Source organism: Paenibacillus terrae, from assembly GCF_005217525.1.
Classification (GTDB): Bacteria; Bacillota; Bacilli; order Paenibacillales; family Paenibacillaceae; genus Paenibacillus; species Paenibacillus terrae_C.
The window spans coordinates 59,869-86,020 of the sequence record NZ_PNXQ01000002.1; the positions used below are offsets into that span (position 1 = coordinate 59,869).

General features: G+C 47.9%; 23 protein-coding genes. 8 read left to right on the forward strand and 15 right to left on the reverse strand.

The window, feature by feature from the left end; all coding sequences use genetic code 11:
* Position 1: 1 nt before the first annotated feature.
* On the reverse strand, positions 2 to 1,342 hold the full coding sequence (locus C1I60_RS02030) for an MFS transporter (protein WP_137060282.1): 1,341 nt from the start codon (positions 1,340 to 1,342) through the stop codon (positions 2 to 4).
* A 52-nt stretch (positions 1,343 to 1,394) separates the two neighbouring features.
* Positions 1,395 to 2,522 (reverse strand): transglutaminase domain-containing protein, encoded by a 1,128-nt coding sequence (locus C1I60_RS02035; RefSeq protein ID WP_137060283.1) that lies wholly within the window; start codon positions 2,520 to 2,522, stop codon positions 1,395 to 1,397.
* Positions 2,523 to 2,803: 281 nt separating this feature from the next.
* Between C1I60_RS02035 and C1I60_RS02040 the strand changes: the two genes are divergently transcribed.
* The 3 genes from C1I60_RS02040 to C1I60_RS02050 are packed head-to-tail and all read left to right on the forward strand — an operon-like array spanning position 2,804 to position 5,263.
* Positions 2,804 to 3,049 carry a FeoA family protein gene (locus C1I60_RS02040; RefSeq protein WP_137060284.1) on the forward strand — a complete coding sequence of 82 codons (246 nt, stop codon included), beginning with the start codon at positions 2,804 to 2,806 and terminating at the stop codon, positions 3,047 to 3,049.
* Entirely contained in the window at positions 3,040 to 5,049 is a 2,010-nt protein-coding gene (gene feoB, locus C1I60_RS02045; RefSeq protein ID WP_137060285.1) for a ferrous iron transport protein B, read from the forward strand. Before C1I60_RS02040 ends, feoB begins: the two co-directional genes overlap by 10 nt.
* 37 nt (positions 5,050 to 5,086) lie before the next feature.
* Entirely contained in the window at positions 5,087 to 5,263 is a 177-nt protein-coding gene (locus C1I60_RS02050; protein WP_137060286.1) for a FeoB-associated Cys-rich membrane protein, read from the forward strand.
* Between the two features lie 115 nt (positions 5,264 to 5,378).
* Here the strand turns inward: C1I60_RS02050 and C1I60_RS02055 are convergent, their stop codons facing one another.
* From C1I60_RS02055 to xylA, 3 genes are all read right to left on the reverse strand, one after another.
* On the reverse strand, positions 5,379 to 6,503 hold the full coding sequence (locus C1I60_RS02055; RefSeq protein WP_137060287.1) for a transglutaminase domain-containing protein: 1,125 nt from the start codon (positions 6,501 to 6,503) through the stop codon (positions 5,379 to 5,381).
* Positions 6,504 to 6,695: 192 nt separating this feature from the next.
* Positions 6,696 to 8,219, reverse strand: a complete 1,524-nt coding sequence (xylB, locus tag C1I60_RS02060) for a xylulokinase (RefSeq protein WP_137060288.1) — start codon at positions 8,217 to 8,219, stop codon at positions 6,696 to 6,698.
* Positions 8,220 to 8,276: 57 nt separating this feature from the next.
* The gene (xylA, locus tag C1I60_RS02065; RefSeq protein WP_137060289.1) at positions 8,277 to 9,593 is read right to left on the reverse strand and encodes a xylose isomerase; all 1,317 of its coding nucleotides are present in this window, start codon (positions 9,591 to 9,593) and stop codon (positions 8,277 to 8,279) included.
* A gap of 134 nt (positions 9,594 to 9,727) precedes the next feature.
* On the opposite strand from xylA, the gene C1I60_RS02070 reads away from it, so the two are divergent.
* A complete protein-coding gene (locus C1I60_RS02070; RefSeq protein ID WP_137060290.1) occupies positions 9,728 to 10,900 on the forward strand; it encodes an ROK family transcriptional regulator in 1,173 nt (390 codons plus the stop codon).
* 47 nt (positions 10,901 to 10,947) lie between these two features.
* On the opposite strand, the gene C1I60_RS02075 is transcribed toward C1I60_RS02070, so the two are convergent.
* The 5 genes from C1I60_RS02075 to trxB form a co-directional block, all read right to left on the reverse strand.
* Complete coding sequence (locus C1I60_RS02075; protein ID WP_137060291.1) at positions 10,948 to 12,405, reverse strand: glycoside hydrolase family 1 protein; 1,458 nt, start codon at positions 12,403 to 12,405, stop codon at positions 10,948 to 10,950.
* Between the two features lie 16 nt (positions 12,406 to 12,421).
* Positions 12,422 to 13,258: a BglG family transcription antiterminator LicT gene (gene licT / locus C1I60_RS02080; protein ID WP_137060292.1), complete on the reverse strand. Its 837-nt coding sequence runs from the start codon at positions 13,256 to 13,258 to the stop codon at positions 12,422 to 12,424.
* A 50-nt stretch (positions 13,259 to 13,308) separates the two neighbouring features.
* Positions 13,309 to 15,192: a beta-glucoside-specific PTS transporter subunit IIABC gene (locus C1I60_RS02085; RefSeq protein ID WP_137060293.1), complete on the reverse strand. Its 1,884-nt coding sequence runs from the start codon at positions 15,190 to 15,192 to the stop codon at positions 13,309 to 13,311.
* A 421-nt stretch (positions 15,193 to 15,613) separates the two neighbouring features.
* Positions 15,614 to 15,844, reverse strand: a complete 231-nt coding sequence (locus tag C1I60_RS02090) for a glutaredoxin family protein (protein ID WP_044644494.1) — start codon at positions 15,842 to 15,844, stop codon at positions 15,614 to 15,616.
* Between the two features lie 60 nt (positions 15,845 to 15,904).
* A complete protein-coding gene (gene trxB / locus C1I60_RS02095; protein ID WP_137060294.1) occupies positions 15,905 to 16,846 on the reverse strand; it encodes a thioredoxin-disulfide reductase in 942 nt (313 codons plus the stop codon).
* A gap of 281 nt (positions 16,847 to 17,127) precedes the next feature.
* Between trxB and C1I60_RS02100 the strand changes: the two genes are divergently transcribed.
* Positions 17,128 to 17,859, forward strand: a complete 732-nt coding sequence (locus C1I60_RS02100) for a ZIP family metal transporter (protein WP_137060295.1) — start codon at positions 17,128 to 17,130, stop codon at positions 17,857 to 17,859.
* Positions 17,860 to 17,936: 77 nt separating this feature from the next.
* Here the strand turns inward: C1I60_RS02100 and C1I60_RS02105 are convergent, their stop codons facing one another.
* Positions 17,937 to 18,395 carry an MscL family protein gene (locus tag C1I60_RS02105; protein WP_137060296.1) on the reverse strand — a complete coding sequence of 153 codons (459 nt, stop codon included), beginning with the start codon at positions 18,393 to 18,395 and terminating at the stop codon, positions 17,937 to 17,939.
* A 10-nt stretch (positions 18,396 to 18,405) separates the two neighbouring features.
* Positions 18,406 to 18,960, reverse strand: a complete 555-nt coding sequence (locus C1I60_RS02110) for an NAD(P)H-dependent oxidoreductase (protein WP_137060297.1) — start codon at positions 18,958 to 18,960, stop codon at positions 18,406 to 18,408.
* A gap of 134 nt (positions 18,961 to 19,094) precedes the next feature.
* Here C1I60_RS02110 and C1I60_RS02115 point away from each other — a divergent pair, with 134 nt between their 5' ends.
* Both C1I60_RS02115 and C1I60_RS02120 read left to right on the forward strand, forming a co-directional pair.
* A complete protein-coding gene (locus C1I60_RS02115; protein WP_137060298.1) occupies positions 19,095 to 19,730 on the forward strand; it encodes an HlyD family efflux transporter periplasmic adaptor subunit in 636 nt (211 codons plus the stop codon).
* 9 nt (positions 19,731 to 19,739) lie between these two features.
* The gene (locus C1I60_RS02120) at positions 19,740 to 21,263 is read left to right on the forward strand and encodes a DHA2 family efflux MFS transporter permease subunit (protein WP_137060299.1); all 1,524 of its coding nucleotides are present in this window, start codon (positions 19,740 to 19,742) and stop codon (positions 21,261 to 21,263) included.
* Between the two features lie 172 nt (positions 21,264 to 21,435).
* On the opposite strand, the gene C1I60_RS02125 is transcribed toward C1I60_RS02120, so the two are convergent.
* From C1I60_RS02125 to C1I60_RS02135, 3 genes are all read right to left on the reverse strand, one after another.
* Positions 21,436 to 23,418: a heavy metal translocating P-type ATPase gene (locus tag C1I60_RS02125; RefSeq protein WP_252361537.1), complete on the reverse strand. Its 1,983-nt coding sequence runs from the start codon at positions 23,416 to 23,418 to the stop codon at positions 21,436 to 21,438.
* A gap of 64 nt (positions 23,419 to 23,482) precedes the next feature.
* Positions 23,483 to 23,920, reverse strand: a complete 438-nt coding sequence (locus C1I60_RS02130) for a helix-turn-helix domain-containing protein (RefSeq protein WP_137060301.1) — start codon at positions 23,918 to 23,920, stop codon at positions 23,483 to 23,485.
* Between the two features lie 384 nt (positions 23,921 to 24,304).
* Positions 24,305 to 25,225 carry a ketopantoate reductase family protein gene (locus tag C1I60_RS02135; protein ID WP_137060302.1) on the reverse strand — a complete coding sequence of 307 codons (921 nt, stop codon included), beginning with the start codon at positions 25,223 to 25,225 and terminating at the stop codon, positions 24,305 to 24,307.
* A gap of 145 nt (positions 25,226 to 25,370) precedes the next feature.
* Here C1I60_RS02135 and C1I60_RS02140 point away from each other — a divergent pair, with 145 nt between their 5' ends.
* Entirely contained in the window at positions 25,371 to 25,919 is a 549-nt protein-coding gene (locus tag C1I60_RS02140; protein ID WP_137060303.1) for a TetR/AcrR family transcriptional regulator, read from the forward strand.
* Positions 25,920 to 26,152: the final 233 nt, after the last annotated feature.

The window sequence follows — 26,152 nt, forward strand, 5'->3', positions numbered from 1 at the left end:
GTTATTCGGAAGAAGAAGCTACCGGAGCTGTCAAAGACATAGACAAGGCACGGCGGCTTAAAATGCCATAAATCACAGCAATCAACGTCAGCAGTGCAGAAAACAAATACAAATTAACGATGCCCAGATGATCTGCAATCCAGCCCATCAGCAATAGCGAGATGCAAAACGTCATGCTCGTTAGTGTAGCCTGTGCGGACAGCACCTTGGGTAAATCGTGTACAGATACACTCATTTGCATCATCGTGCGGCGGGATACGACGGACATTTCCGCAGGCAATCCCATCAACAGTACGATCAGCAGCGTCAGCGGCGGTAATGTGTTAAGCGCATACCAAGCCGTTAACAGTCCATAGCAAGCCATCCCTGCCAGCATCGCGGGCAGCAGTCTGCGCTGCAAATACTTGACACTAGCGAGAACAATGATCCCGCCGCCAATCGCGCCTGCAAAATACGCCGCATTAATGTATCCCCACCATGCCTCGCTTTTGTGCAACACCTGCTGAGCGAAGGCAAGCGTGAATGCTCCTACCCAAACCGAACCACCCAGCAGGTCGATCATATCCATAAAAATAAGAGCCTTGAGCCTTCGGCTGGCTCCGATGAGGCTCCAGCCTTCACGCAATATTTCCTTTTTGCGCTTGGGAGGTAACACCGGACTCTCCGACTCCGGGCCATACAGTGTATCTTCCAACTGTGCGGGGGAAGTTGAAGCCAGTACGTCTCCGCTTTGCACCCGAGTTCCGGGTTGCAGTAAATAATGGGCTTTACCCTCTAGCGGATCACGGATCAAGCTGGTAAAGATCAGGGCCACCAAATATAGCCCACAAGCCACCAGCAGTGTTTTTTCCGAGCCTAACATGGCTACCAGTACACCGCTAAGCCCCCATCCAGCCAATTGCACGGTCTGATCGCTGACCGATACGAGACTGTTTGCCCGCATCAGCCCTTCCCCGGACGCAAGGCGCGGAATCAGCGCATTACGTGCAGGTGTGGTCCAACCGTCCAGAAAGGACATCGCTGCTACCAGTGTAAACACAAGCACCCATACCGGGTTTGTGCCCGCTGACCACAAATGCCCCAACAGGAGAGCGAAGAAAGCCAGTTGGCCAAATTGGGAAACGAACAGAATAAATGGAAGCTGGAACCGGGCCAATATCAGCGGTGCTAAAAAGCCGCTAATCATCTGTGCGGCCATTCGCAACAACGGAACGAGAACAGAGGAAAAAATCGAATCCGTTTCATGAAACACCAGAGAAACCAGTGCCATGATATAAAGAATATCTGCCGCATTCGACATCGTCTGCGTGCCGAGCAGATAAGTAAAAGAACGCTTATGCATATGAATAAAATACTCCCTTATAAATGTAGCTTTTTATATTGCAGCAAAATGATCAGGTCCATTTCAGAGTTACACGGAGATTTCCGGTGCTGCCTAAATCCGTGATCTGATAGGAGATGGTTTTTAACCCGAGCTGATACAACGATTGTAAATCTTCTTTGAGACTTCGCTCTGTCCCTTGATAGCCAAAGGTAAGCGTGGCCCCTCCCTTATTGATCTCTTTGCGAACCTGCTCCTTGATTTCGGCGGGTGATTTAACCAGACCCTTGCCATCTTGCAGCATATATTCCAGGTTATTGTACAGCTTTTGGTACACAGCAGCCTTGGGTCCGCCCGCAGCGACCAATCCCGACAATGTCTGCCGATACGATGTGTTCGCCTGAGGATACTGTTTAACCCAGGAGTGATCCCGGCGCATTTCGGCATCAGTCAGCAGATAATACGAAGTGCTTACCTCGTTGCCACGATCCGGGGTCGGATCATCCCATGTCGTATCCATGTGGTACCAATGTCCATCCAGTAAAACAAGATTCCATGCATGCAACTGGCCCCCTGCTCTTCCCTCTACAATCTGGTTGGTAATCCCGGAGCGTTCTAGCATTTTGTAGGCCAGCAAGGAATAGCCCTGACACACCGTGCTCCCGGTTTTCAGGCCATCGTATGCCGTGTACTTTTGCTGGGTTTCATCATATTTCAAACGAACCACGATCCAGTCATGAATGGCCTTCACCTTCTCATGATCCGTCATCCCCTTCGTAATGATGTCCCCCAGCACAGCTTTAACCGTGTTATCCACATATGCGGTTTGTTCCTTCGTCTCCCGGTAACTCAGACGGATCGTAACCTCGGCGGACGTGGTTGTGCCTGTATAGCTGAATGCATAGCTTTTGATCGTATAATTCACATACGGATCACTCTCCATCGCCTGTTTGATGGCTGTCTGTAGCTGCTGCTTGAGACCGTTCACCCGCCCTTGATATGTAAAGGTCAGCGTTTCACTCCGCGTAGCCATTGCCTGTAAGAGCTTATTCTGAAGCTGCTGTGACGAAACGGATGGAGCCGGCTTGACCGACGCAGCATATACATTGTTCCCCCACTCCACAGCATGTGGCAGCAACACAGCCAGCACTGCACCTGCCGCCAGGCATTTTATAAGCCTAACCCCGATTTTTCTGTTCATACAGAGCGTTCCTGCCCTTCTTAGCATAATTGTAAACAGCTCTATCTTACCATAAAAACAGCTGATCCAAGCGCTCTACTTTTGTCGGTTACAGGCGGGCGAGAATCTGGATAAAGACAGGTTTTGACACGACGCTTATCTCCCCGACTGAATAGGCAACAGACAGGCCATACCGTTCACAGAGAATTTTATCACAGCAGCTTGGCATTCCTTATGATATGGTACTGGCATCGGAAATCATTGATATTGATTCTCATTCTATATTAGAAAGGCTGAGCACCATGCCAGAATGTATCTCGCTCCTTCGTACTCCACCGGGTCAACCCGTGCGGCTGCAATCCCTTGCCTCTCTTCACCCCTCATTGCGCCGACGCTTAACGGACATGGGGATTGACGAAGGTTCCATTATACGGTTAAAAAAAATCAGTCTGTTGGGCGGCCCTATTGTCATTGAATGCAACGGTCAACTGGTCGGCCTCCGTCAAAATCAGGTAAAACAACTGGAGGTCGCTCCTTCATGGACATGATCGCTCTATTCGGTAATCCCAACACGGGGAAAACCTCTTTATTCAACAAGCTGACTCGTACGTATGCAGAGGTAGGGAACTGGTCCGGGGTTACGGTGGAAAAGAAAACAGGTCTGCTGCGCGACAAGTCTGCCGTTTTGGTGGATTTGCCAGGGGCCTATTCCTTGCTTCCACTGTCGCTGGATGAAGGTATCGCTACCCGTTATTTGCTGGAAGAACCGCCTGCGGCTTTGATTAACATCGTGGATGCCTCCCAGCTCCAGCGTAATCTGTACCTGACTGTACAACTGCTGGAATATGGCCGTCCTCTCGTACTTGGCTTAAATATGACCGACGTAGCCGATGCCACGGGCCTTCTAGTGAACAAGGAATTGCTGGCTGATCAATTGAACGTTCCCATCATTCCCATGGTGGCACGCACGGGCAGCGGCAGTAAGCAAATGCTCGCATCACTTCGAGAGGTACGACGATCGCCAAATTCCTTCCAGTTGGATTACGGCCCTGCCGTCGAAGCCGCCATCGCAGATATTTGCAGCTTGCTGACGAATACATCTGTGCCAAACCCTCGGTGGGCAGCTCTACAGTGTCTGGAAAACAATCCTGTCGTTATGGAATGGATGACGAATGAGGTACAGCGTGAAAAAGTAACGGATCGCATCCAGCGTTGCGAGAAAGAACTTCTCCGTGAAGGCTATTCGGCTACTCCCGCTCAGCATATCCGTTCTGTACGTACAGCGTGGATCGCTGATCTGTGTACAAAGGCGCTCGACACGTCCAAACTCAAACCGCACAGTCTGACAGACAAGCTGGACGCACTGCTAACCCATCGGTATCTGGGGATTCCGATCTTTTTGCTGCTGATGTACGCTACCTTCAAGTTCACCTTCGATTGGGCGGGTACTGTTCTTTCAGATATGCTGGACGGATTTTTTTCAGGGACACTAAGCAGTTGGATTTCTGAAGTGCTCGTTCACTTGAACGCATCCGCTTTTACGCAAAGTCTAGTCGTGGACGGCATCGTGGCGGGAGTCGGGGGCGTGCTCGTTTTTCTGCCTCAGATCGCTATTTTATTCCTTATTATTTCGCTGATTGAAGACTCCGGGTATATGGCACGGGTCACGATATTAATGGATCGTCTCATGCAAGCTGTGGGCTTGAACGGGAAAAGCTTCATCCCCTTTATTATCGGCTTTGGCTGTAATGTTCCAGCCATTATGGCGGCACGCACGATTGAACAGCCCAGAGAACGCCTCATTACGACGTTGCTGGTACCCTTCATGTCCTGCTCCGCCCGCCTGCCAGTCTATGCCTTGTTCTCAGGTGTATTTTTCCCAACACACGCGGCAAGCATCATCATGCTAATGTACGTGCTAGGAATCACCGTGTCGCTCATACTAGCCAAAATTTTTTCCAAAGTATCCATTCTGTCGGGTGAGCCTTCCCTCTTCATCGTGGAGCTTCCCCCTTATCGAGTGCCGCAAGCTCTTACACTGTTTCGCAGCACGTGGGAAAAGGTCAAGGGCTTCGTCCGCAAAGCTGGAACCATTATTCTCGCAGGGTCCGTCGGCATCTGGCTTTTGTCCAATTTTGGTCCGCAGGGCTTCGGTGCAGAAATGAATGACAGCCTGCTCGCCACTATTGGAGGATGGTTTGCTCCACTACTGGCCCCTCTCGGCTTCGGCACCTGGCAAGCAGGTGCGTCCCTGCTCACAGGCTTTATGGCGAAAGAAGTCGTCGTATCAACGATGAATATCATTTACCACGTTCCCGATATGCAGGGACTGGAACTGCAAGTCAGCCATGCCTTTACGCCATTGGCCTCTTTTAGCTTCATGGTGTTCATTCTGTTGTATGTGCCATGTTTGGCTACGGTAGCGGTCATTCGTAAAGAAACCCTTTCGTGGCGCTGGACCGGATTCTCCGTGATCTATCCTTTGACCGTTGCGTATCTCATTGCCGTTGTCATCTATCAGTGTGGCAGATTATTAGGTTGGGGTTAAGTTAGAGACTTATGAAAATAGAAGGAAGGTGGATTCCGTGATCAATATCATCATTTTACTGGTGATTCTCGGTTATAGCGCGTGGGTGTTGGTACGCTTTTTGCGAAAAAGCCGTCAAGGTGTCTGTGCGGGGTGCTCATCAAGTAAGTCATGTCCGGGCTGTGCCGGAAGTTCTATGAATGAGGATCATACGAAAATCAAAGAAAATATCTAATCCCAACCCACATCAAATATAAAAGCTGCTCGGATCATCCTGCAACCGAAGCAGCTTTTTTATATTTTATATCAGATAAAAGTAATAGAATTCTTCGTTCTTGATATGCCCCTTCTTATCGTGTCCAAGTTATACTTACACGCAAGTTCCCTGTGCTTGGCACTACGGTATATTGATAATTCAGATTTCTGATACCTAGCTGATACAGTGGAGTCAAATCCTGTACTAATTTTCTTTCCGTCCCCTGATAGAGAAAGGATATCGTGGATTGCCCATTGAGGATAGCCTGTCGGGTCAATTCCAAAATCTCACGCTCAGATTTAGGGGCGCTATCACCAGACGATGCATATTTCAGATCATCATACAGTTTTTGATACGCATCCGTCCTGCTACCACCCTCCGCGATCAGTCCTGCCAAGGTCTGCTGGTACGATGTGTTAGCGGCTGGATATTTGTGAACCCATATATGATCCTGACTCAATTCATCATCCGTCACCAAGTAGTAAGACGTATTTACCACATTAGCGCGATCTGGCACAGGATCATCCCAAGTCGTATCCAGATGGTACCACTGACCATCAAGTAAAACCAGATTCCATGTATGGTCCTGTCCACCTGCAACCCCTTGCACTATACGGTTCTCAATTCCTGCGCGCTCCAGCATTCTGTATGTGAGCAGCGAATAACCCTGACAAACCGTACTGCCGGTGGTCAACCCTTCGTAAGCTGTGTACTTTTGCTGTGGAACATCATATTTTAAATTTAAAACAAGCCAGTCATGAATAGCCTTCACCTTCTCATGATCAGTCATGTCATTCGTAATAATGTTACTGAGAACGTCCTGAACCGTATTGTCCACATAATCCGACTGCGCTTTGGACTCCCGGAAGTTCATACGTAGGGTCACATCAACGCCTGTAGATGTACCCGTATAATTGAATGTGTAGGTTTTGAGTATAAAATTTACATATGGGTCACTTTCCATCGCCTGATTGATCGTATTTTGTAATTGCTTCTGGAAGTCTCTCATGTCACCGGAGTATGTAAAAGTAAGTAATTCATTACGCGCAAGCATAGCTTGCAAGATTGTGCCCTCCAACTGCTGTACTGACGACGCTTGTTTGGCCTTGACCGAAGCTGCGGATACACTTTCCCAAATCATAGTCTGTGGCAGTGCGGTAGCCAGAGCGGCTCCAACAACCAGACATTTCACTACCTTAACCCCTATTTTCCTGTTCATATAAAATGTCCTTCCTCTTCTATTTAAAGTTATAAACAGGTATATATTACCACAAATGACCATTTGATAAAAAACACTATTTCCCAGTTTTAAAAGAAAGATACGTTTAAAATGAAAAAGCGGCTTGGGGTCTATCCTGCACCCGAAGTCGCTTTTACATTTCATATGAAGTTTGTGAGAGGTTTGCAGTATTCAGCGGTATTCCGCCAAACGTTCATTTAGCTCCCTCGTGTGCAGGTAAACTTCTCGATACAGCTCATACAGACCTTCATATCGAGCCACACGTTCCGGGTCTGGCGAGTATCTGGCTGCTTCACGGAGAAAAGCTTCCGCGCATGCTTGCAGGGATTCAAACCAGCCGCTACCGTAAGCGGCCAGCATCGCCGCACCCAAGGCAGGCCCTTGCTCGCTTTCCAGCTTGATGATATCCGCGTTAAAAATGTCTGCCTGCATTTGCAGCCACGCCTCATTACGCGCACCGCCGCCGATGGATATGACCTCGTTCACCGCTTTGCCCGTTCCTCGGAGAATATCAATGGATTCCTTGAGCGAAAATGTAATTCCCTCCAGCACCGCCCGTGTAAAATGCGCGAGCTTATGCCCCGCATCCATCCCGATAAAGCTGCCTCGAATGGTGGCATCCGGATGAGGGGTACGTTCACCGACAATATAAGGCGTAAACAACAGCCCTCGGCTACCCGGCTCAATCGAATTGACATCCTCCAATAGCGCATCAAAAGAATGCTCCGGCGCAAAGGTATCCTTAAACCACGTCAGGCTGTACCCGGCTGCGAGTGTAACTCCCATGATATAATAAGCATCCTGCTCACTATGATTAAAAAAATGCGCCCGACCCTGCACATCAATATCCTTACGTTCCTCATAGGAAAGCACAACACCTGAGGTGCCGATGCTGCACAAGGTGCGACCTTCGCTCAAAATGCCTGCGCCAATCGCACCACATGCGTTGTCTGCGCCCCCCGCATATACCTTCGTTGCAGGCGAAAGTCCGCTCTGCTCCGCAATCTCCGGCAGCAGCGTACCTGTCTGGTCAAAGGATTCCACCAGCGGCGGGAACAAAGACGACGGCAGTTCAAAAGCAGCAGCGATCTCCTGACTCCACTGCTTTTGAGCAACATCCAGCAGCAGCGTGCCCGCAGCATCCGAATACTCCATCGCCAGCTTTCCTGTCAGACGGAGCCTTACATAATCCTTCGGCAGCATAAAATGGGCTGCACGAGCCAGCACGCCCGGCTCATGCTCCTGCACCCACAGCAGCTTGGGCAGTGTGAAGCCCTCCAGCGCGCGATTGCGTGCGACGCTCAGCAGCACTGGTCCGAGCTTTTCTTCAATGCGACGACATTGTTCCGTTGTGCGCGTGTCATTCCACAGAATAGCCGGACGAAGCACCTGGCCGTCCTTGTCAGTCAGCACAAGCCCGTGCATCTGTCCCGAAAAGCTAATGCCGTCCACGGCATCTGCATCGCTGATTCCGGCCTTCTCAACTAGCTGCTTCAGTGCTGTTAGCGTACCACGAACCCAGTCCTCAGGATGCTGCTCGCTGTACCCTGCCTTGGGCTGATGGAGTGGATAAGACTGGGAGGTTTCATAAGCTACCTGGCCCTTGCGATTGACCAGCACTGTTTTGACTGCGCTGGTACCCAAGTCCACGCCGATGACATAGCGCTCCTGCCCCTGTTTCTGCATTTCCTGCATCGAAGTTCCTCCTTTCCTGTTACCCTATAGACGCTGTCTCATGTATAGGTTCTGGCATTAATCCGCCAAAATGTATTGATTTAATGTGGCTTTCAGATACTCCTGACGACCGGATACGTTTTTACGTGGTGCTTCGTTCGCCAGTGCATATTCAGCCAAAGAAGCAAGCGTTGCTTTACCGGATACGATGTCTGCTCCAATACCTTCTTTAAAGCTGCTATAGCGCTTCTCAATAAAGTCCTCGAACACGCGATCCTCGATCAGTTTGGCGGCTACTTTCAGGCCTTTCGCATACGTATCCATACCCGCGATATGTGCGAGGAACAGATCCTCTGGCTCAAAAGATGCTCTACGCACCTTGGCATCAAAGTTGATTCCGCCACGGCCCAGGCCATTATTTTGCAGCACTTCATACATCGTCAGGGTCGCATCGTACAGATCAACCGGGAATTCGTCCGTATCCCAGCCCAGCAGCAAGTCGCCCTGATTGGCATCCAGTGACCCCAGCATACCGTTAATCCGTGCTACACGCACTTCATGATCAAACGTATGACCCGCCAAGGTTGCATGGTTAGCCTCCAGATTGAGCTTGAAATGCGAATCCAGATCATATTTTTGCAGGAAAGCAATCGTCGTTGCCGCATCAAAATCATACTGGTGCTTGGTTGGCTCCTTCGGCTTCGGCTCGATCAGGAACTGGGCATCAAAGCCAATTTCCCGCGCATAGTCTACGGCCAGATGGAACATCCGTCCCAAATTGTCCTGCTCCAGCTTCAAATCTGTATTCAGCAGCGTTTCGTAGCCTTCACGACCTCCCCAGAACACATAGTTGTCCGCGCCCAGACGTTTGCCCACTTCCAGGCCTTTCTTTATCTGGGCCGCTGCGTGTGCGTATACATCTGCATTGCAAGTCGTCGCAGCCCCATGCAAGTAACGTGGATGGCTGAACATATTCGCCGTGTTCCACAGCAGCTTTTTACCCGTTGCCTTCATATGCTCCTCAATCAAATCCACGATGGTATCCAGATTGCTATAAAATTCCTTCAGCGACGCGCCTTCTGGTGCAATATCCACATCATGGAAAGCAAAATATGGCAGGTTCAGCTTATCCAGCAGCTCAAAAGCAGCTTCCACACGGGCCTTCGCCAAATCCAGCCCGGTGAATTTGGACCATGGGCGTTCCGCTGTCTCTACCCCAAATGGATCGGAGCCGCCTGCAACGAGTGTATGCCAATAAGCCATGCTAAAACGCAAATGCTCCTCCATCGTTTTTCCCGCTACAATTTCCTGAGGATTATAAAATTTGAACGCAAAAGGATTGTCGGATTGCTTGCCCTCAAAATTAATTTTAGATACCTGCTCGAAATAAACCATTATAAGTTCCTCCTTTATAGTAAACGTTTACAAAAATGATTCTAGCACAGCCAAAAGACTTTGTCTATTGCTTAAACTAAGTTTGTTTTTATGATATACTATTGGGAATTACACCAACAGGAAGTGAAAAGATCATGAATGTCACTGGCGATCAGGCGCTTGTCAAAAAGCTGAATAAATCCATTGTGCTGGAGCGTATTCGCCTCCATGCCCCCCTGTCCCGGGCGCAATTATCCAGTCAAACCGGGTTAAATAAGGCTACCGTCTCCAACCTGGTGGCGGAGCTGATCACCGACGGGCTTGTATATGAAACAGGATTAGGTGAATCGAGCGGCGGGCGCAAGCCTTTAATGCTGCTGTTTAACAGCCGTGCGGGCTTTGTTCTCGGCATCGAGGTCAGCGTGCAGTATATCAAGGGCGCTCTGACCGATTTGGCAGGAACCATTGAAACTGAGCTTACCTTCCCCCTTGCGCAGCATGATCCTGCTTTTGTTATGGAACAGATTCAAAAGCTGATTCAGGAGCTTATGCAGGTCACTCCTCCCTCCCCTCATGGCATCGTCGGCATTGGACTGGGAGTGCCGGGTATGGTGGATGAAACGGGAACTGTTTTGTTCGCACCCAATCTGGGCTGGGAAGAGGTTCCACTGCGGCAACGACTTGAGGCAGAGCTTGGCCTTCCCGTAGTGGTGGATAACGAAGCCAATGTCGGTGCGCAAGGCGAGCTGTACTATGGTATGGACAGCGATCACCGGCAGTTGGTGCGGGATCTGGTCTACATTAGTGCAGGGTCCGGGATCGGAGCAGGGATTATCATTGACGGCAAGCCGTATCAAGGAGCCTGGGGGTACGCCGGAGAGACAGGTCATATGTCCATTGACTGGAACGGGCGGCTCTGCTCCTGCGGTAGCCGGGGCTGTTGGGAGCTGTATGCCTCGGAGAAGGCGTATGCGGCATCCACTTTCAAGCTGCCCGCACACAGTACAGCCGAATTACTGTCGTTTGCCCTGCAAGGTGATACGAATACGTTAAGCGTCTATCGTGATATCGGGCGATATTTGGGCGTGGGCATTACCAACATTGTGAACAGCCTCAACCCCGGAATGCTTATCATCGGCGGTCCACTGGCGGAAGCCAGACCATGGCTGGAACAGAGTATGCGTGAGGTGATTGATGAACGTGCCTTGCCCTATCACCGACGGGAGCTGCAAATCCGTTTTTCCACGCTTGGCAGCCGTTCGACCATGCTAGGCGCTGCCTATGCAGCGACAGCCCCTTTTCTCGGGCGTGTACGGGTATCTTTGTAAAAAAAGGCGTACAGGAACATTAAAGTTCCTATACGCCCATTTATTTCTTACAAACCGTTATTGGAGATCACATCTTTATACCAGTAGAAGCTTTTTTTTCGTTTTCTTTCAAGCGTTCCGTTACCGTCGTTGTCTTTATCCACATATATAAATCCGTATCTTTTTTCCATTTCAGATGAGGAATAACTGACCAAGTCAATCGCTCCCCAACTGGTGTAACCCATGAGTTCAACCCCGTCCAGAATAGCTTCATGCATTTGTTCAAAATGAGCACGGAAGTAGTCAATACGGTAATCATCCTGAATACTACCGTCTTCCTCCACCTTGTCGTACGCTCCCAAACCATTCTCTACAATGAACAATGGTACTTCATAGCGGCTGTACAGCTCGTTAAGAGAAAGTCGCAAGCCGACCGGGTCAACCTGCCAGCCCCAATCGCTCGTTTCAAGATAAGGATTTTTAACGCCGCCAATCGTATTCCCACTGACTTTTTCCATGCCTTCACTATCTGCACTGGCAACGAGCGACATATAGTAACTAAAGGAAATGAAATCCACCGGATGCGTTTTTAAAATTTCATCGTCTCTCTCAAGCTTTTCAATCACGATCCCCTTTTCATGGAAGAAGCGTTTCATATAATGCGGGTACGCACCACGAACCTGTACATCTGTGAAAAAATAGTTAAACTGATTCGCTTTAAACGCTGCAAGCATATCCTGCGGATTACAGGTGTGCGGGTACGTCGTCAGCCGGGTTAACATACAGCCGATTTTCGAGCCGGGAACAATTTCGTGACAGTATTTCACAGCCAAAGCACTAGCCACAAATTGATGATGCAACCCCTGATAAACCGCCTGCTCTACATTTTCAAAGCGTTCCGGTATAATCCCACCGCTCGTAAACGGATGCCGAACGATACTATCTATTTCATTAAAAGTGATCCAGTGCTTTACTTTATTTTTGTATCTTGTAAACACGGTTTTACAAAAATGAATAAAGAAATCTACAACCTTCCGTTGGGTCCAGCCCCCGTAATGATTGACAAGATACATCGGCATTTCGTAGTGAGACAGGGTGACAAGCGGCTCGATCCCATTTTTATGCATTTCATCAAACAGCCGATCATAAAATTGCAATCCAGCCTCGTTGGGCTTGTCCTCATCCCCGTTTGGAAAAATGCGCGTCCATGCAATAGATACCCGCAACGTTTTAAAGCCCATTTCACCAAACAACGCTAAATCTTTAGGATAGCGGTGATAGAAATCAATTCCCTGGCGTTTGGGATAATCATGATCTGATGTGTCCTGCATCGCCTTTTGGATATGTTCCTCGGTCATTGAATTGTGTTTTTTGTAATCACTTTTGCTAACATTCCTTTTGTAAATAGCCATATCTGCTGTAGATATCCCTTTACCATCGACATTCCAGGCTCCTTCTACCTGGTTCGCGGCTACAGCTCCTCCCCATAGAAAGCCTTCTGGAAATTTTCTTTTGATCTCTGTCACATCTAACTCCTCCTCTTTAATTTCTGCTCATGACTCGTTTTAAGTGAATAATCAGGTACATTAGTTCTTCGTCAGGAATAGAAAGCTCAAATTTGGCTCCAATATACTGTTGAATCGTTAACGCGCACTTCTCTTCTTCTGGATACTTGTTCACAATCTGGCTCATTAATTCCTGGTCTTGAGAATCCAACATTTTATGTTCAAGTAATCTCTGAACAAAAAATTGAAGGTGCGTTAAAAACCGTGAATAGTTGATGCTGTGGGTATCCAGTTCGATTTGGTAATGGATTTTAATGATGTTCAAAATGTCTTTGACCGTATTGGTCATCAATAAAACTTGGTTCATATTGTTATCGGTCTGTTGAGCGTTGACCAGATGAAAGGCGATATTCGCCGCTTCCTCTTCAGGCAGCTTGAGACCGATTCGCTTTTCAATCAAGGTGAGCGCATACAGACCAATGCCAAACTCTTCCGGGTAAAACTTTTTGACCTCCCAAAGCATCCGGTTCTGAATCGTCATGTGGTCTTTAAACCGTTTGGTTGCCATAAACAGATGGTCTGTCAGGGAAATATATAGATGTTCATTCAAGTGACTGGATAGAACGCTTTTGGCATAAGATATGATTTCATCTGCCATAATCAAATACTCCTTGGGAGTTTCCTTCATTAAGGCTGTCAAATCGGAAGACATACTTTCATTTTCAAGAACATATATCTTTTCGATCCCGTTCTCATCGACGAAGTCACCAGGTTTGCTTTTAAAGCCGATACCTTTCCCCATCACGATAATCTCTTTGTGATCCTCACGTTTGGCAAGCACAATACTCGTATTGAGAACTTTTATTACTTTCATATCCAACGACCTCTCACTTTCCAGGCTTGATTCCCCCAACAAACACACTGTTAAAGTACAGTAATCAGAGGCTTCTCTGGCCCTGTCTTTCCTGAATTTTCATGACTCATGATCTCCAGATAGTCCGGCGTATTGGTCACAATAATTGGAGTTATCGTATCAAATCCCGCCTTTTGTATGGCTTCAAGCTCGAATTCAATCAGAAGCTGTCCATGCTTAATGACGTCACCTTCTTGCACATGCACCGTAAAATGCTGGCCCTTCAGCTTAACGGTATCCAAACCAATATGAATGAGCAGTTCTACGCCTTCAACAGATTTTAAGCCTATGGAATGCTTGGTGCGGAACACAGTTTCCACGGTGCCGTCAAAAGGTGCGACCACTTTTCCGCTACTTGGTTGAATAGCAATCCCTTTGCCCATGGCTTCCTGAGAGAACGCTTCATCCTTTACCTGCTGCAAGGGAACAACGCTGCCCTCCATAGGTGCAAAAATAACGATTTTGGACTTGATGCTCTTACCTTGTGCTTGAGCAGGCTCGGGACGAGATTCTGTTTTGACCGGTTCGGTAACCGTATCCTTAAATCCGATCACGTATACTGCTATAAACGTCACAACGATCGAAATGGCCATCGTAATGAGCGCATACACCAGATTGGAGTGATCTTCACTGATAAACATCGGCAGTGATGCAAAACCAGGACCCACGGCGGCATAAGCTTTTAGATTCACAAGTCCGGCAAACAATCCGGCAACACCAGCTCCAATCATGCAAGCGAACAGTGTTTTTTTCAGGCGTAAATGCACGCCGTACAAGGCAGGCTCTGTAATTCCGAATACCCCTGAAATACCTGCGGACAAAGCGATTTGTTTGAACTTGGGATCTTTTGTTTTCAGCGAGACGGCAAACGCACCAGCGCCTTGTGCCATATTGGAAGCCAACATGGAAATCAGTACCAATGTTTCATATCCTGGTGAAGCCAGCGCAGCAAATATGATAGGATAAAATACTTTGTGCATGCCGAACATGACGATTAGCGGCATCACGATAGACATCAACACTACCGTAAGCCAGCCAATTCTTTCCTGAATCCAGAATACACCGTTTGACATCCCCAAGCCCAGATACGTCCCCAGCGGCCCTAAAGCAATGAGAGCGAAAGGCGCGACAATCAGAATAACGATTAATGGTTTTAAAAATATTTTCACAGGTCCAGGAGAGATTTTATCAGCAAATTTCTCAATATAGGACATGAACCATATGGTCAAAATAATGGGAATAACAGAGGTGGCATACTGTACCGACGCTACGGGCAGGCCCGCAAATGTGACTGCCTTCTCACCACCTAACAAACTGATTAAGTTTGGATGAAGCAGCACGCCCCCAAGCAGTACGGATACGAAGGGATTGGTCTTGAATTTCTGTGCGCTGGAGAAAGCCAGCAGCATAGGCAGAAAATAAAATGCCGCATCCGCGATTACACTTAAAACCATGTACGTTTGGCTTTCCTTGCTCATGATTCCGGTTACTGTACACAGCAAGAGCAATGCTTTTAGCATCCCTGAAGCGGCAATGGCCGGGATAATAGGCTGGAAAATACCTGCGATCATGCTAGCAAAGGTATTAAACAATCCCTTAAGGCTTCGGTCTGCCTTCACTTTTTCGGCTTCATCCGTGGACGATTTATCCGGGTCCAGCAATTTGACCAGCTCATTGTAGACATAGCCTACATCATTCCCTATGATGACCTGGTATTGTCCACCGCTATTCACGGCCCCCATAACCCCGTCCAAGGCTTTAATTTCATCTGTTTGTGCCAATTCCGGTTTACGGAGCGTCATTCTCAATCGAGTAGAGCAATGAATGACACTGTTAATATTATCGTTCCCACCCACTTTATTAAAAATGGCTTGTGCGATATCTTTGTAATTCATGAGTTACACCTTCCTTCTTAAAATAGAGAACAAAAAAAGACCTAAAAAGGGTAGGGAAAAATATCCTACCCAATCTAGGTCTTGCCTGCCGAACAGTAACACGCCTGTATTGGATAATCTGCTATTTAATTAATTAAGAGGTACTGATTGATTGTTAATTCTACAATGATGAACTGTTACATAAAGCAACCCGGGTTTTAAGCGCTTACAATTCAAATATAACACCAACCAGCAATAGATGCAACGTTTTTCGACAAAATTCTCCTAATGGTAGGGCCACAGGGCAAAGGGCGACGACTGCTCTGTAACTTAACAATTGTTGTCGTTCAAAATTAGCAATAAGGCCCCCATCGCAGTCTGTACCTGCGACGAGGGCCTTATTGAAATCATATGACGATTTGTGAATCCGCTGTGAAGCTGATTAAGCGTTCAATACTTTTTCAAACTTGGTTTTGTTCATGCCGGAAATACGTTCTTCTCCGATCAGGGTCAATGGAACGGCACGAATGCCCATGTCCCAAACTTCTTGAGCGAAAGCATCATTGGTTTCGATGTTGCGCTCTTCGTACTCTACGCCTTTCTCAGTCAAATAACTTTTCACTTGACGGCAATGCGGGCAGTGTGTAGATGTGTATACAATTGCTTTTTCCATGAATATCACCTCATCAATTATCTTTGTAGAAATCATATTTATTCATACTTAAACGAAATATTACAGTGCCAGTGCGCTGTGCTCCAGACTTTCGATGTATTTCTCGCTGTCCATAGCAGCCATGCAGCCGCTGCCTGCTGCTGTAATCGCTTGTCTATAGCGTGTGTCCTGGACGTCGCCACAAGCGAATACGCCAGGTACGTTTGTTTCGGAAGTACCGGGATTTACGACGATATAACCGTTCGCATCGGTTGTGATTTGGCCCTTGAGGAAGCCAGTATTTGGATGATGACCGATCGCCACGAATACGCCGCTAACTGTAATGATTTCCTCTTTTCCTGTTTCATTATTCAATACTTTCAAGCCAGTTACCCCGTTCTCGTCAGCAATCACTTCTACAGGAGTACGATTCAGTGCCCATTCGATTTTAGTGTTTGCACGAGCACGGTCCTGCATAATTTTGGAGGCGCGCATTTCTTCACGACGATGCACCAGCGTTACTTTGGAGGCAAAACGTGTCAGGAAGTTTGCTTCCTCCAACGCCGAGTCTCCACCACCAATAACAACAATTTCTTTACCACGGAAAAAGAATCCATCACATGTTGCGCAAGTGCTCACGCCACGTCCAATGTTATCCTGCTCACCCGGAATACCCAGGTATTTAGCAGTCGCACCTGTGGAAATGATCAGCGTATCTGTAACCAATTCGCCCAAGCCCTCCACATCCAATGTGAACGGACGAGCGGCTGTGTCGACCTTGTTCACCCAGCCTGTGCGGAATTCAGCACCGAAACGCTCTGCTTGCTTACGCATATTATCCATCAGATCGGGTCCCATGATTCCTTCGGGAAAGCCAGGGAAGTTTTCAACATCTGTTGTTGTAGTCAATTGTCCGCCCGGTTGTGGTCCTTCAATCACCAGTGGACTCATATTTGCGCGTGCCAGATAAATAGCAGCTGTTAAACCGGCAGGGCCGGTACCTATAATAATGGACTTGTACATATCTTTGTTCCTCCTAAAATATGATAAGAATGATATAGCGAGTTTTCGGTACCGGGAGATGGGCTAATGCATATACTCTAAAAGTAGTTCTGCCAGACGCTCATTCAAAAATGTGGACACCCGGATTTTGCAAAAACGGTTCACATATTTAATATCTTTTTATGACTTAGACTGATTCTAAATCCTAATTCCATTATGCGGAAAGAGCTGCAAACAGTCAAATGAAGTTTTCATGAAGCGAACCTTAAAAATTAATCAGGTATGGAGGGATTATCCCGATTATGAGTGACATGTTTGTAGGCAGCCTTATTTCTGCCCTGTCCACCGGGCTCGGTGCCGTGCCCATACTGTTTATGCGTAAAATTACGCACCGTCTTCGTGATGTACTGTTGGCTTATGCTGCGGGGATCATGACTTCTGCATCTGTGTACAACCTCATTCCCGAGGCCATCCATCATTCCAACTGGTTCGTGCTGTCTGCGGGAATTTTACTCGGCTGTCTTGTGCTGCTGGTGATGGAAATGTATATTCCACATGCCGATCTGGAGAACCCGGATTCCAAAACCTTTCATCTGGAATCCAAATCTTTTCTCATTATCGCGGCTATTACACTACATAATTTGCCCGAGGGACTTTCCGTTGGAGTCAGCTATGCGAGCGAAACTCAAAATCTTGGTAATCTCATTGCCTTTTCCATCGGTCTGCAAAATGCCCCGGAAGGCTTTATCGTCGCTCTATTCCTCGTGAATCAAAACATTGGTCGCTTCAAGGCATTGGGCATTGCCACCCTCACCGGGGCCGTTGAAATTATTACAAGTCTGATTGGATTTTATTTGAGCAGTTGGGTTCATGGACTGGTTCCTTACGGTCTTGCCTTTGCCGCAGGAGCGATGATGTTTATCGTCTACAAGGAGCTGATTCCCGAAAGCCACGGGGACGGTAACCAACGTATCGCAACCTTCTCTTTTATTCTTGGTCTGATTACGATGATTGGTCTAACCGAATGGCTATAGCTGTGTATCACTAAAAGGCTGCCCTCTGCCTGTAGTCCAGACAGAAGAGCTGCCTTTAGGCATGTCTCGTTCGCGCTTCATTTTTTTCGGTTCATAGAGCGCAGCGCTTCACGATATTGCTCATCCTCGCTTTTGTGCGTCTCACGTTCTTCATGGTTATTTCTATGCGGTTCTTCCTTTTCTTCGCCCTTTCCGGCAAATCCGCGTAAAGCCGCCCGATAGTCCTGATCCCCGTAGGAATCTTTGGTGTGTACGCCAGCTCTCATCGGCCTGGTATTGGGATCTACGTCAGGCTCCTCATGATGAATCTCCGCCTCTGCAGCCTTATGGCGCGTCTCTCGCGTAGAATCAGGCTCCGGCAACTCCCTCGCCTTGGGCTCCACTTCCACCGGATAAGGACGTTTGCTTCTTTGCCGTGAACCCTCATCGGACGGGCTGACCGCTTTTTTGGGAGAGGGTTTACGCGCCATTTTCGTGTTGAATACCAGCAAAAAGATAAAAGCAACCGCAGCTACTACGATAAAAGCAATGGTCATAAGCGGCCTCCTATTCTCTGCCAGCGCTACGGTACCGTCCCGCCGTTTCAGCGACCCGTTGGCCCAAAGACCGACCAAGTGCAAGATCATCACCCGTTGGGAAATTGGGCGGACCGTTCGGGTTTGTCTCCACCGGACACGTCACCCCTACACCGTAATAGGAGCCGTAAAGTGCATTTTCCGTAATATTGGCGGGCAGCCCAACGATAATCATGCCTTGATGCAGCATCGGAGTAATCAAATTCAGCAGTGTGGATTCCAAGCCGCCATGAACAGTAGCGGTTGTACAGAATACCGCGCCGATTTTATCTATTAGTTTGCCCTGCGCCCACAGATATCCGAGCTTATCAATCCAGCTTTTCAAGCCACTGCTGATCGTCCCAAAATGACCCGGACATCCCCAAATGATCGCGTCCGCGTTCACCAGTTCACTCACATCGGCTTCATCGACATGCTTCAGCAACACTTCCGTGTGCTCATGGCGTGCGCCTTCTGCAATGGAACGAGCAAGACGCTCTGTATGGCCATTTTCACTGTCATATACAATCATGATTCTGGTCGTCATTATGCGCATCATCCTTTGTCAGCAAAATCATCCTTTTCACATGCGCTCTTATCCTTCCCCAAAATCCCTCTGAATATTTTGTGAAACTTTTGGCGCATACTTTGAAAATCCAAGAACTAGGGAGGCATGTACACATGAATTCACGCGCCATATTGGTCAACCTGCTGGTTATTATCATTATTCTGGCAGGGGGGGGGGCCGCCGCCTATTACTACAATCAATCCGCTAACTACATAAAAACCGACAATGCCCAAGTGAGCGGACAAGCGGTCACCGTTGCCTCTCCAAGCGCGGGCAAGCTTACAGGCTGGAACGCTGAAGTCGGTAAAACCTACACGGCTGGAAGCACACTTGGCAGTGTAGAGGGGGGCGGAAGCCGGGTTAGCATTACTATTCCAACCGATGGCACCATTGTGCAGCAATCTGCGGTCAACAACTCGATTGTTGGGGCGGGCACGCCTTTGGCCAAAGCTTTTGATCTGAACAATTTATGGATTACCGCCAATATAGACGAAACGGCAGTGCAGGACCTTCAGGTGGGGCAGACGGTAGATGTATATATTGATGCATACCCCGACACGTCCCTAAGCGGCAAAATCGAAAAGATCGGTTTGGCGACGGCCGCCACCTTTTCGCTGCTCCCTACCTCCAACACCACTGCCAACTACACCAAGGTGACGCAGGTCGTGCCTGTTAACATTTCCATTCAAGGCTACAAAGGACTGGGCATTATCCCGGGCATGAGTGCAAGCATCAGAGTACACAAGTAGGAGGCTGTCATGGAACAAAAAATGTCCATCGGGCGCATCCTGTCCGTACTGCTGCTAGGCGCCTTCATTTCTATTTTGAATCAAACCCTGCTGAATGTGGCGATTCCGCATTTGATGAACGACTTCAATGTATCCGCAACTACCGTTCAATGGCTATCCACCGGATATATGCTGACCAACGGGATTTTGATTCCGATTACCGCCTTCCTGATTGAGTCGTTCGGGACACGTGCGCTGTTTATTTCCGCGATGGGGCTGTTTACTGCCGGTTCTGTCGTCTGCGCCGTCAGTACCGGCTTTGCGCCTATGCTGGTCGGACGCATCATTCAGGCCAGCGGAGCGGGGATTATCATGCCAGTGGTTATGAACGTGTTCCTGACCGTATTTCCCCCTGAAAAACGGGGGGCAGCCATGGGTACGATGGGCATCGCCATGATGTTTGCCCCGGCTATCGGGCCGACTTTATCCGGCTGGATCGTGGAGCATTACAGCTGGCGGCTGCTATTTTTACTGGTCATTCCGCTGGCGATTATTGATATTCTGTTTGCGATACGCTGGCTGAAAAATGTGTCCAAGCTGACGTATCCGCATTTTGACCTGCTGGGAACGATCTTTTCGACTCTTGGCTTTGGCTTCCTGCTGTATGGCTTCAGTTCCGCTGGAGACAAGGGCTGGAGCAGCAATACAGTAGTGCTCACAATCGCTGCTGGGCTCGTATTTATTGTATTGTTTGTCGTACGCGAGCTGAATATGAGGCAGCCCATGCTGGAGTTCCGTGTGTTTAAGTATGATATTTTCACGGTATCCACATTGGTGGGCGCTACGGTCAATATGACGATGTTCGGCGGGATGCTGCTGTTACCGATCTATCTGCAAAATATACGCGGCTTTACACCGCTGCAATCCGGTTTGCTGCTGTTGCCCGGCGCACTGCTGATGGGTGTCATGTCACCGATATCGGGAGCGATTTTCGACCGAATTGGTGCGAGGCCACTGGCGATTATCGGGTTGATCATTACGGCGGTCACGACATGGGAATTCAGTCTGTTGACGGATGCCACGACCTATGGACACATTATGATCATCTATACGATTCGCAGCTTCGGGATGTCATTGTTAATGATGTCCGTACAGACAGAAGGGCTGAATCAGCTTCCTCCCCATCTCGGCAGCCACGGTACAGCCATGTCCAATACAGTACGGCAAATTGCCGGGTCCATCGGCACCGCATGGCTCATTACGGTGATGAGCAGCCGGGCTACCATTCATTTGGCGGATTATGCAAATGTGGCTACCACCGCCAATGTTCCTTTAACCGAAGGCGTAGCTGAGCTGGGGCAAACCCTCGCGCAAACGGCTGGAGTTTCGACGGAAACTGGCTCGGCGCTTGCGTTACAGCAGGTATATCGAAGTGCTGTCACAGAATCGACGATCCACGGCATTAACGATGCATTTATCATTGCTACCGGAATCGCGCTGGCAGGCCTGCTGTTTTCCCTGTTCTTACGCCGGTCTACACCTCGTCGGAGGTAAAATTACAGCCTATAATAGTTGAACCAAAGATGTACATGATTCGCCACTGAGCGGTCAGATGGTACTTCCCATCGCCGTTAGGCTAGTTCATCTTATAGCGATGATTTCCGTGGATACGCAAAGAAGGAGCATTCACCCCTGTCCTTTAAGGGATGTGAATGCTCCTTTCCATTTATGACCGCAGCAGGCGCAAGCCGTTCAAAATGACAAGCAACGTGCTGCCCTCATGCCCGATAACGCCAAATGGCAAAGCGATATCTTGCACAAAGTTGCTAATGATAAGCAGTAAAATGACACTTACGGCGAAGATCATATTCTGCTTGACCACCCGTTGTGCCTTGCGTGCCAGTGCTACCGTCGGGGCAATCTCTTCGATGCCATCGTTCATCAGCACCACATCCGCGACCTCCAGTGCGGCTCCACTGCCATGCATACCCATGCCCAGTCCGACCGTTGCGGCAGCCAGTGCCGGAGCATCGTTCACACCGTCGCCGACCATGACGACATGCCCGTACTGCTCCCGAAGCATGCGAATATGACTGACTTTGTCCTCCGGCATCAGACCAGCGTATACCGCATCGACTCCGGCCTGCGCCGCGATCACGGCGGCGGTTTCCGGGCGATCTCCGGTCAGCATGACGACCCGGATGCCCTGCGCTTGCAGGCGTCTCACCGCCTCCTGCGCCTGTGGCCGCAGCTCGTCGCGCAGTGCCAGCATCCCGGCAATCCGGTCATCCGCGAGGATAATGGATACGGTTTTACCCTCGGCTTCCAGCCGGGCACGTGTTTCCACCCATTCCGGCTCTGCCAGCGGACTAGCGTGATCCAGCGCATCCGTGCGCCCGATTTTCCACCTCATCCCGTCTACCATGCCCTCCATTCCCCATCCCGTCAGGGACTGTACTTGCTCCACTGCGGGAAGCTCTCGCTGCCCCAATTCGGCTTCAGCTTTGGCTACAATCGCTCGTGCCAACGGATGCATGGAGTAGCTTTCTATTGCCGCAACAATGCGTAACAGCTCATCGGCATCGTAGCCTGTGGCGGTAATCCAGTCTGTTACAACAGGCGACCCGATGGTCAGCGTACCTGTTTTGTCAAAGGCGACGACAGATGTCAGCGCCATATTTTCTACATGCGCACCACCTTTGAACAGGATGCCCCGACGGGCACGGTTGGAAATAGCCGACAGCATGACTGGCATAATGGACGACACGAGTGCGCATGGTGAGGCCACAACGAGAAATACCATTGCCTTGTAAAATGCCGCTGCCCACGTCCATCCCAATACCATTGGCGCACCTGCAATAACAATCAGCGTGACCGCAACAACAATTCGGGCGTAAATCGACTCGAACCTTTTGATAAAGCGTTGGGAATCGGGGACCTCAGTCTGCGCTTCCTCCACCATACGGATGATTTTTGAAAATAGAGTGCCTTCGGAGGAATGACTAACCTCCACATACAGCACGCCTTCCCCGTTAATGGTGCCCGCATATACCTCGTCACCCGCCGCTTTGTTCACCGGAATGGATTCCCCGGTAATAGATGCCTGATTCACCGCCGAAACGCCCTTGGAAATCCGGCCATCCGCCGGAATCAGTTCGCCCGGCTTCACCAGCAGCAGATCCCCCGGCAGCAGTTGCTCAATGCCGACCGTTTCCGTCCCCTCGCTTGACAGACGCAAAGCCGTTTCCGGCTTCAACGCCATCAGCTCGGAAATATCCTTGCTGCTGCGCTCGGTGGTATAGCTCTCCAGCGCACCGCTGAGAGCAAAAATGAAGATCAGCATTGCTCCTTCATTCCAATAGCCAATAGCCGCAGCCCCCAATGACGCTGCGATCATGAGCAGATTAACATCCAGATCACGTTCACGGATCAGCGTCTCAATGCCTTCTCTGGCTTTAGACCAGCCACCTAGAGCGTAGGAAACCACATACAGGATGACCGCCAGCCATTGCGACCAATGCGAGACGCCCCATGCCATCAGCATAAGCGTTCCACTGCCCAGGGCAGCCTGCATCTCCTTGTTTTTCAGCATGCTTTTGAGCTGGAATTGCGGCTTGCGATTCGGGCCCGGTCGTCCGCTGCCACTGTTTTTTGAAAGTATCCGATTAGAAGGAGACAATGTCTTTTGAATTCGTTGAACTGCTTGCATCATGTCACGTTCCTTTCCTTTTTTGTTCTTTGTTATTGCACCTCATTGAGAATGATATCCATTGTTAAGTGCCTAAAAATAGCACATGCTGCTTCGGGAAGCCCGAAGCAGCATGTTTAGCAATGAGAATGATAATCATTTTTGCATTGATACAATTATTTTGGTTTAGAGAAACTTTTGCTTTATTATAACCCTTTTCTTCTCCAGTTGTAAACAGGAGTTTACCCCAGTGCCTTGATGCCGAAGCTGAGCTACGGAGACGTTCGCCAAGCGACCAGGTCGCATGCAGCTTCTCTTCGATTTGTGCAGCCTGTTCTTGGGTCCATTTCCCCTTCGGTAGCGAAGCTTTGTGACGATGCTCGTAAGCTTGCTGAGAGCGTCCGGCTTCGTAAGAATTTTGCGTGGCATTCCGACGGATTTCCCGGCAAATGGTGGCATCATGTCTTCCCAATCCTTGCCCAATGGCTCTTGCACTCTGCCCTTGCTGATGTTCAAGGAAAATGAAGTATTAGACTGACCTTAATAAAAGAAACAGCGGCAGCCATGGACAAGAAGGCCAACCAGAAATCTCTGGTTGACCTAATAATACGAAATAAAGTCCTAGACTGCCGCTGTTTTATTCAACTAACGTTTCCGTTAGCTCAGCACGGTTATGATACGGTTCTCCGCGCTAGCTGTAACAGCAAATTTAGCCCGCTGTGAAATAATTCCAACACATGAAGGTCTTTGTCCATGGCTGCAATCATTTCCCGCAGCAGTTTGTCGTCTCTGGCGATTTTTTTCAATTGATGCTCATGGATGACCGTTATGATGTCGTTTTTGATCCTGTAGCCAACGCTTTTTCTCGGCGTATAAGCGTGTGCTTATTTTGAACGAACGGAAATCATTAAGCATGTATTTCCAGATCGATATCATTTTGATTTAAAAACTTCAATAAATCGTTATTCAACTGCACAATTTCATTGTTTGCGCTACTCGCATAATCCGGCAACATCATATCCTTAACCATTTTAGTCCGTAACCATATCATAAAGAAAAAGTCCAAAATCAAATTAGGGAATTTAAGCACAATTTTAAGTGCAGATGGATTAATAGCAATGCCAGCTTTTTGGATTGCCTTTAAATACGTTTTTAAAGTGATTGTTATTTTATGTGCCTTTTTTCTGGTTTTAGCTGTTTTTTCATCAATGATCTTATCTTCAGAATGTAAAACACTAATCATAGCAATGTCAGATACTGAATGTGTGATTAGATAAGCTTTCATATCCTGATTAATTGCGTAGGGAAGTTTTGCTGTTTTAAATAATTTTGCGAGGTTTTCTGTACGTTCTGTCACTAAACCACTAATTTCTCCAAACATAGTAGCCACTAGAACCTTTGGTGGAAACCGGGCATACAAAATTCCATCTTTAATCTGTCCGCCGGCACCGGGGAAAGCTGGTAAAAGTCTATCTCCAACAATATCCAGCCACGAAGAAAATCCAATTGAATTGCTAATCATCGTAACAATATTTTTGCTTTGATTATCTTTTAATGCTAACAACGCTGATTCGGATCGATCGTAACGAACTGTAACGAAAATAAAATCATATACATCATCATTTTCAAGCGTATCAATGACATTTACTTTTATAGATTTAACCGCACCTTTTCCATTATATTGCAGCCCATTTTCTTTCAATGTTGTAAATCTATTAGAACGTGCAAACAGAGTGACGTCAATCCCTGCTTCAATGAATTTGATTGCGTATGCGCTGCCTATAACACCTGCACCAAAAATTAAAACTCTATTTTGTTTTGCTGACATAAAACCACCCCTATTTTTAAACATTTTCTTTTAATCATCAGACAACATGTTGTATAATGTGATCATAGATCTTTATTATTCCTTTATCAACCATCAGTTTTTTATTATTTGTCGGATGATATTCTTGTTCGAATAGGAGTATAAAATGAAAAAGCAGCCCGAAACAACGGAGAAAACAAAACAAATTTTTATAGATGTTTTTTGTGAGTTATATAGCCAAAAGCCGATTGAAAAAATCTCCATTCAAGAGCTTGCGAATAAGTCAGGATATAACCGCAGTACATTTTATCAATACTTTTCTGATATTTACGAACTGTTAGACTTTGTTGAAAATAATTTATTGAACTACATAAAAGAAGAATTGGCGAATAAAGAGTTATCTATGCACACGGTCCAAAATGCGCTCCATTGTTTGGACAAAAGGGAGTATCTCTCGATTCTCAATGCCCTCCTGGGCGATTATGGAAGCACTCGTTTTTTAGAACGCTTAAAAAGAGAACTCACCTTGGATAGATTGGAATTTAACTTTCCGCAAAACCATTCCATAACGCCGTACTTGATTGAGTTTTACCTCTCAACATCCCTTTCTTTATTTCGTCTTTGGCTCCAGCGACAAAAGGATTTATCGTCAGAAGAATTTTTCAAGTTAGTGGACAACCTGTATACAAAGGGCGTTACGCCCTATTCTAAATAATAAATCTACCATTCAAACCCAATCATTGTGTAGTACAATAAAAAAGCTCGCATAAGCCAGTTTACACATTGTGACCTACCCTGCTTCCATGGTCTTTATGCTGCTCCTGCGAGCTTTTCTTCAAAAAACTTGCCGCTAATTGTGGTATGGTTCAGCGTGATTGATTTTCAACTAACCTGCCCGTTACTTCAATGAAAACTAGGGAACAGCTGCAACGGCAATCTGCTCCCTGG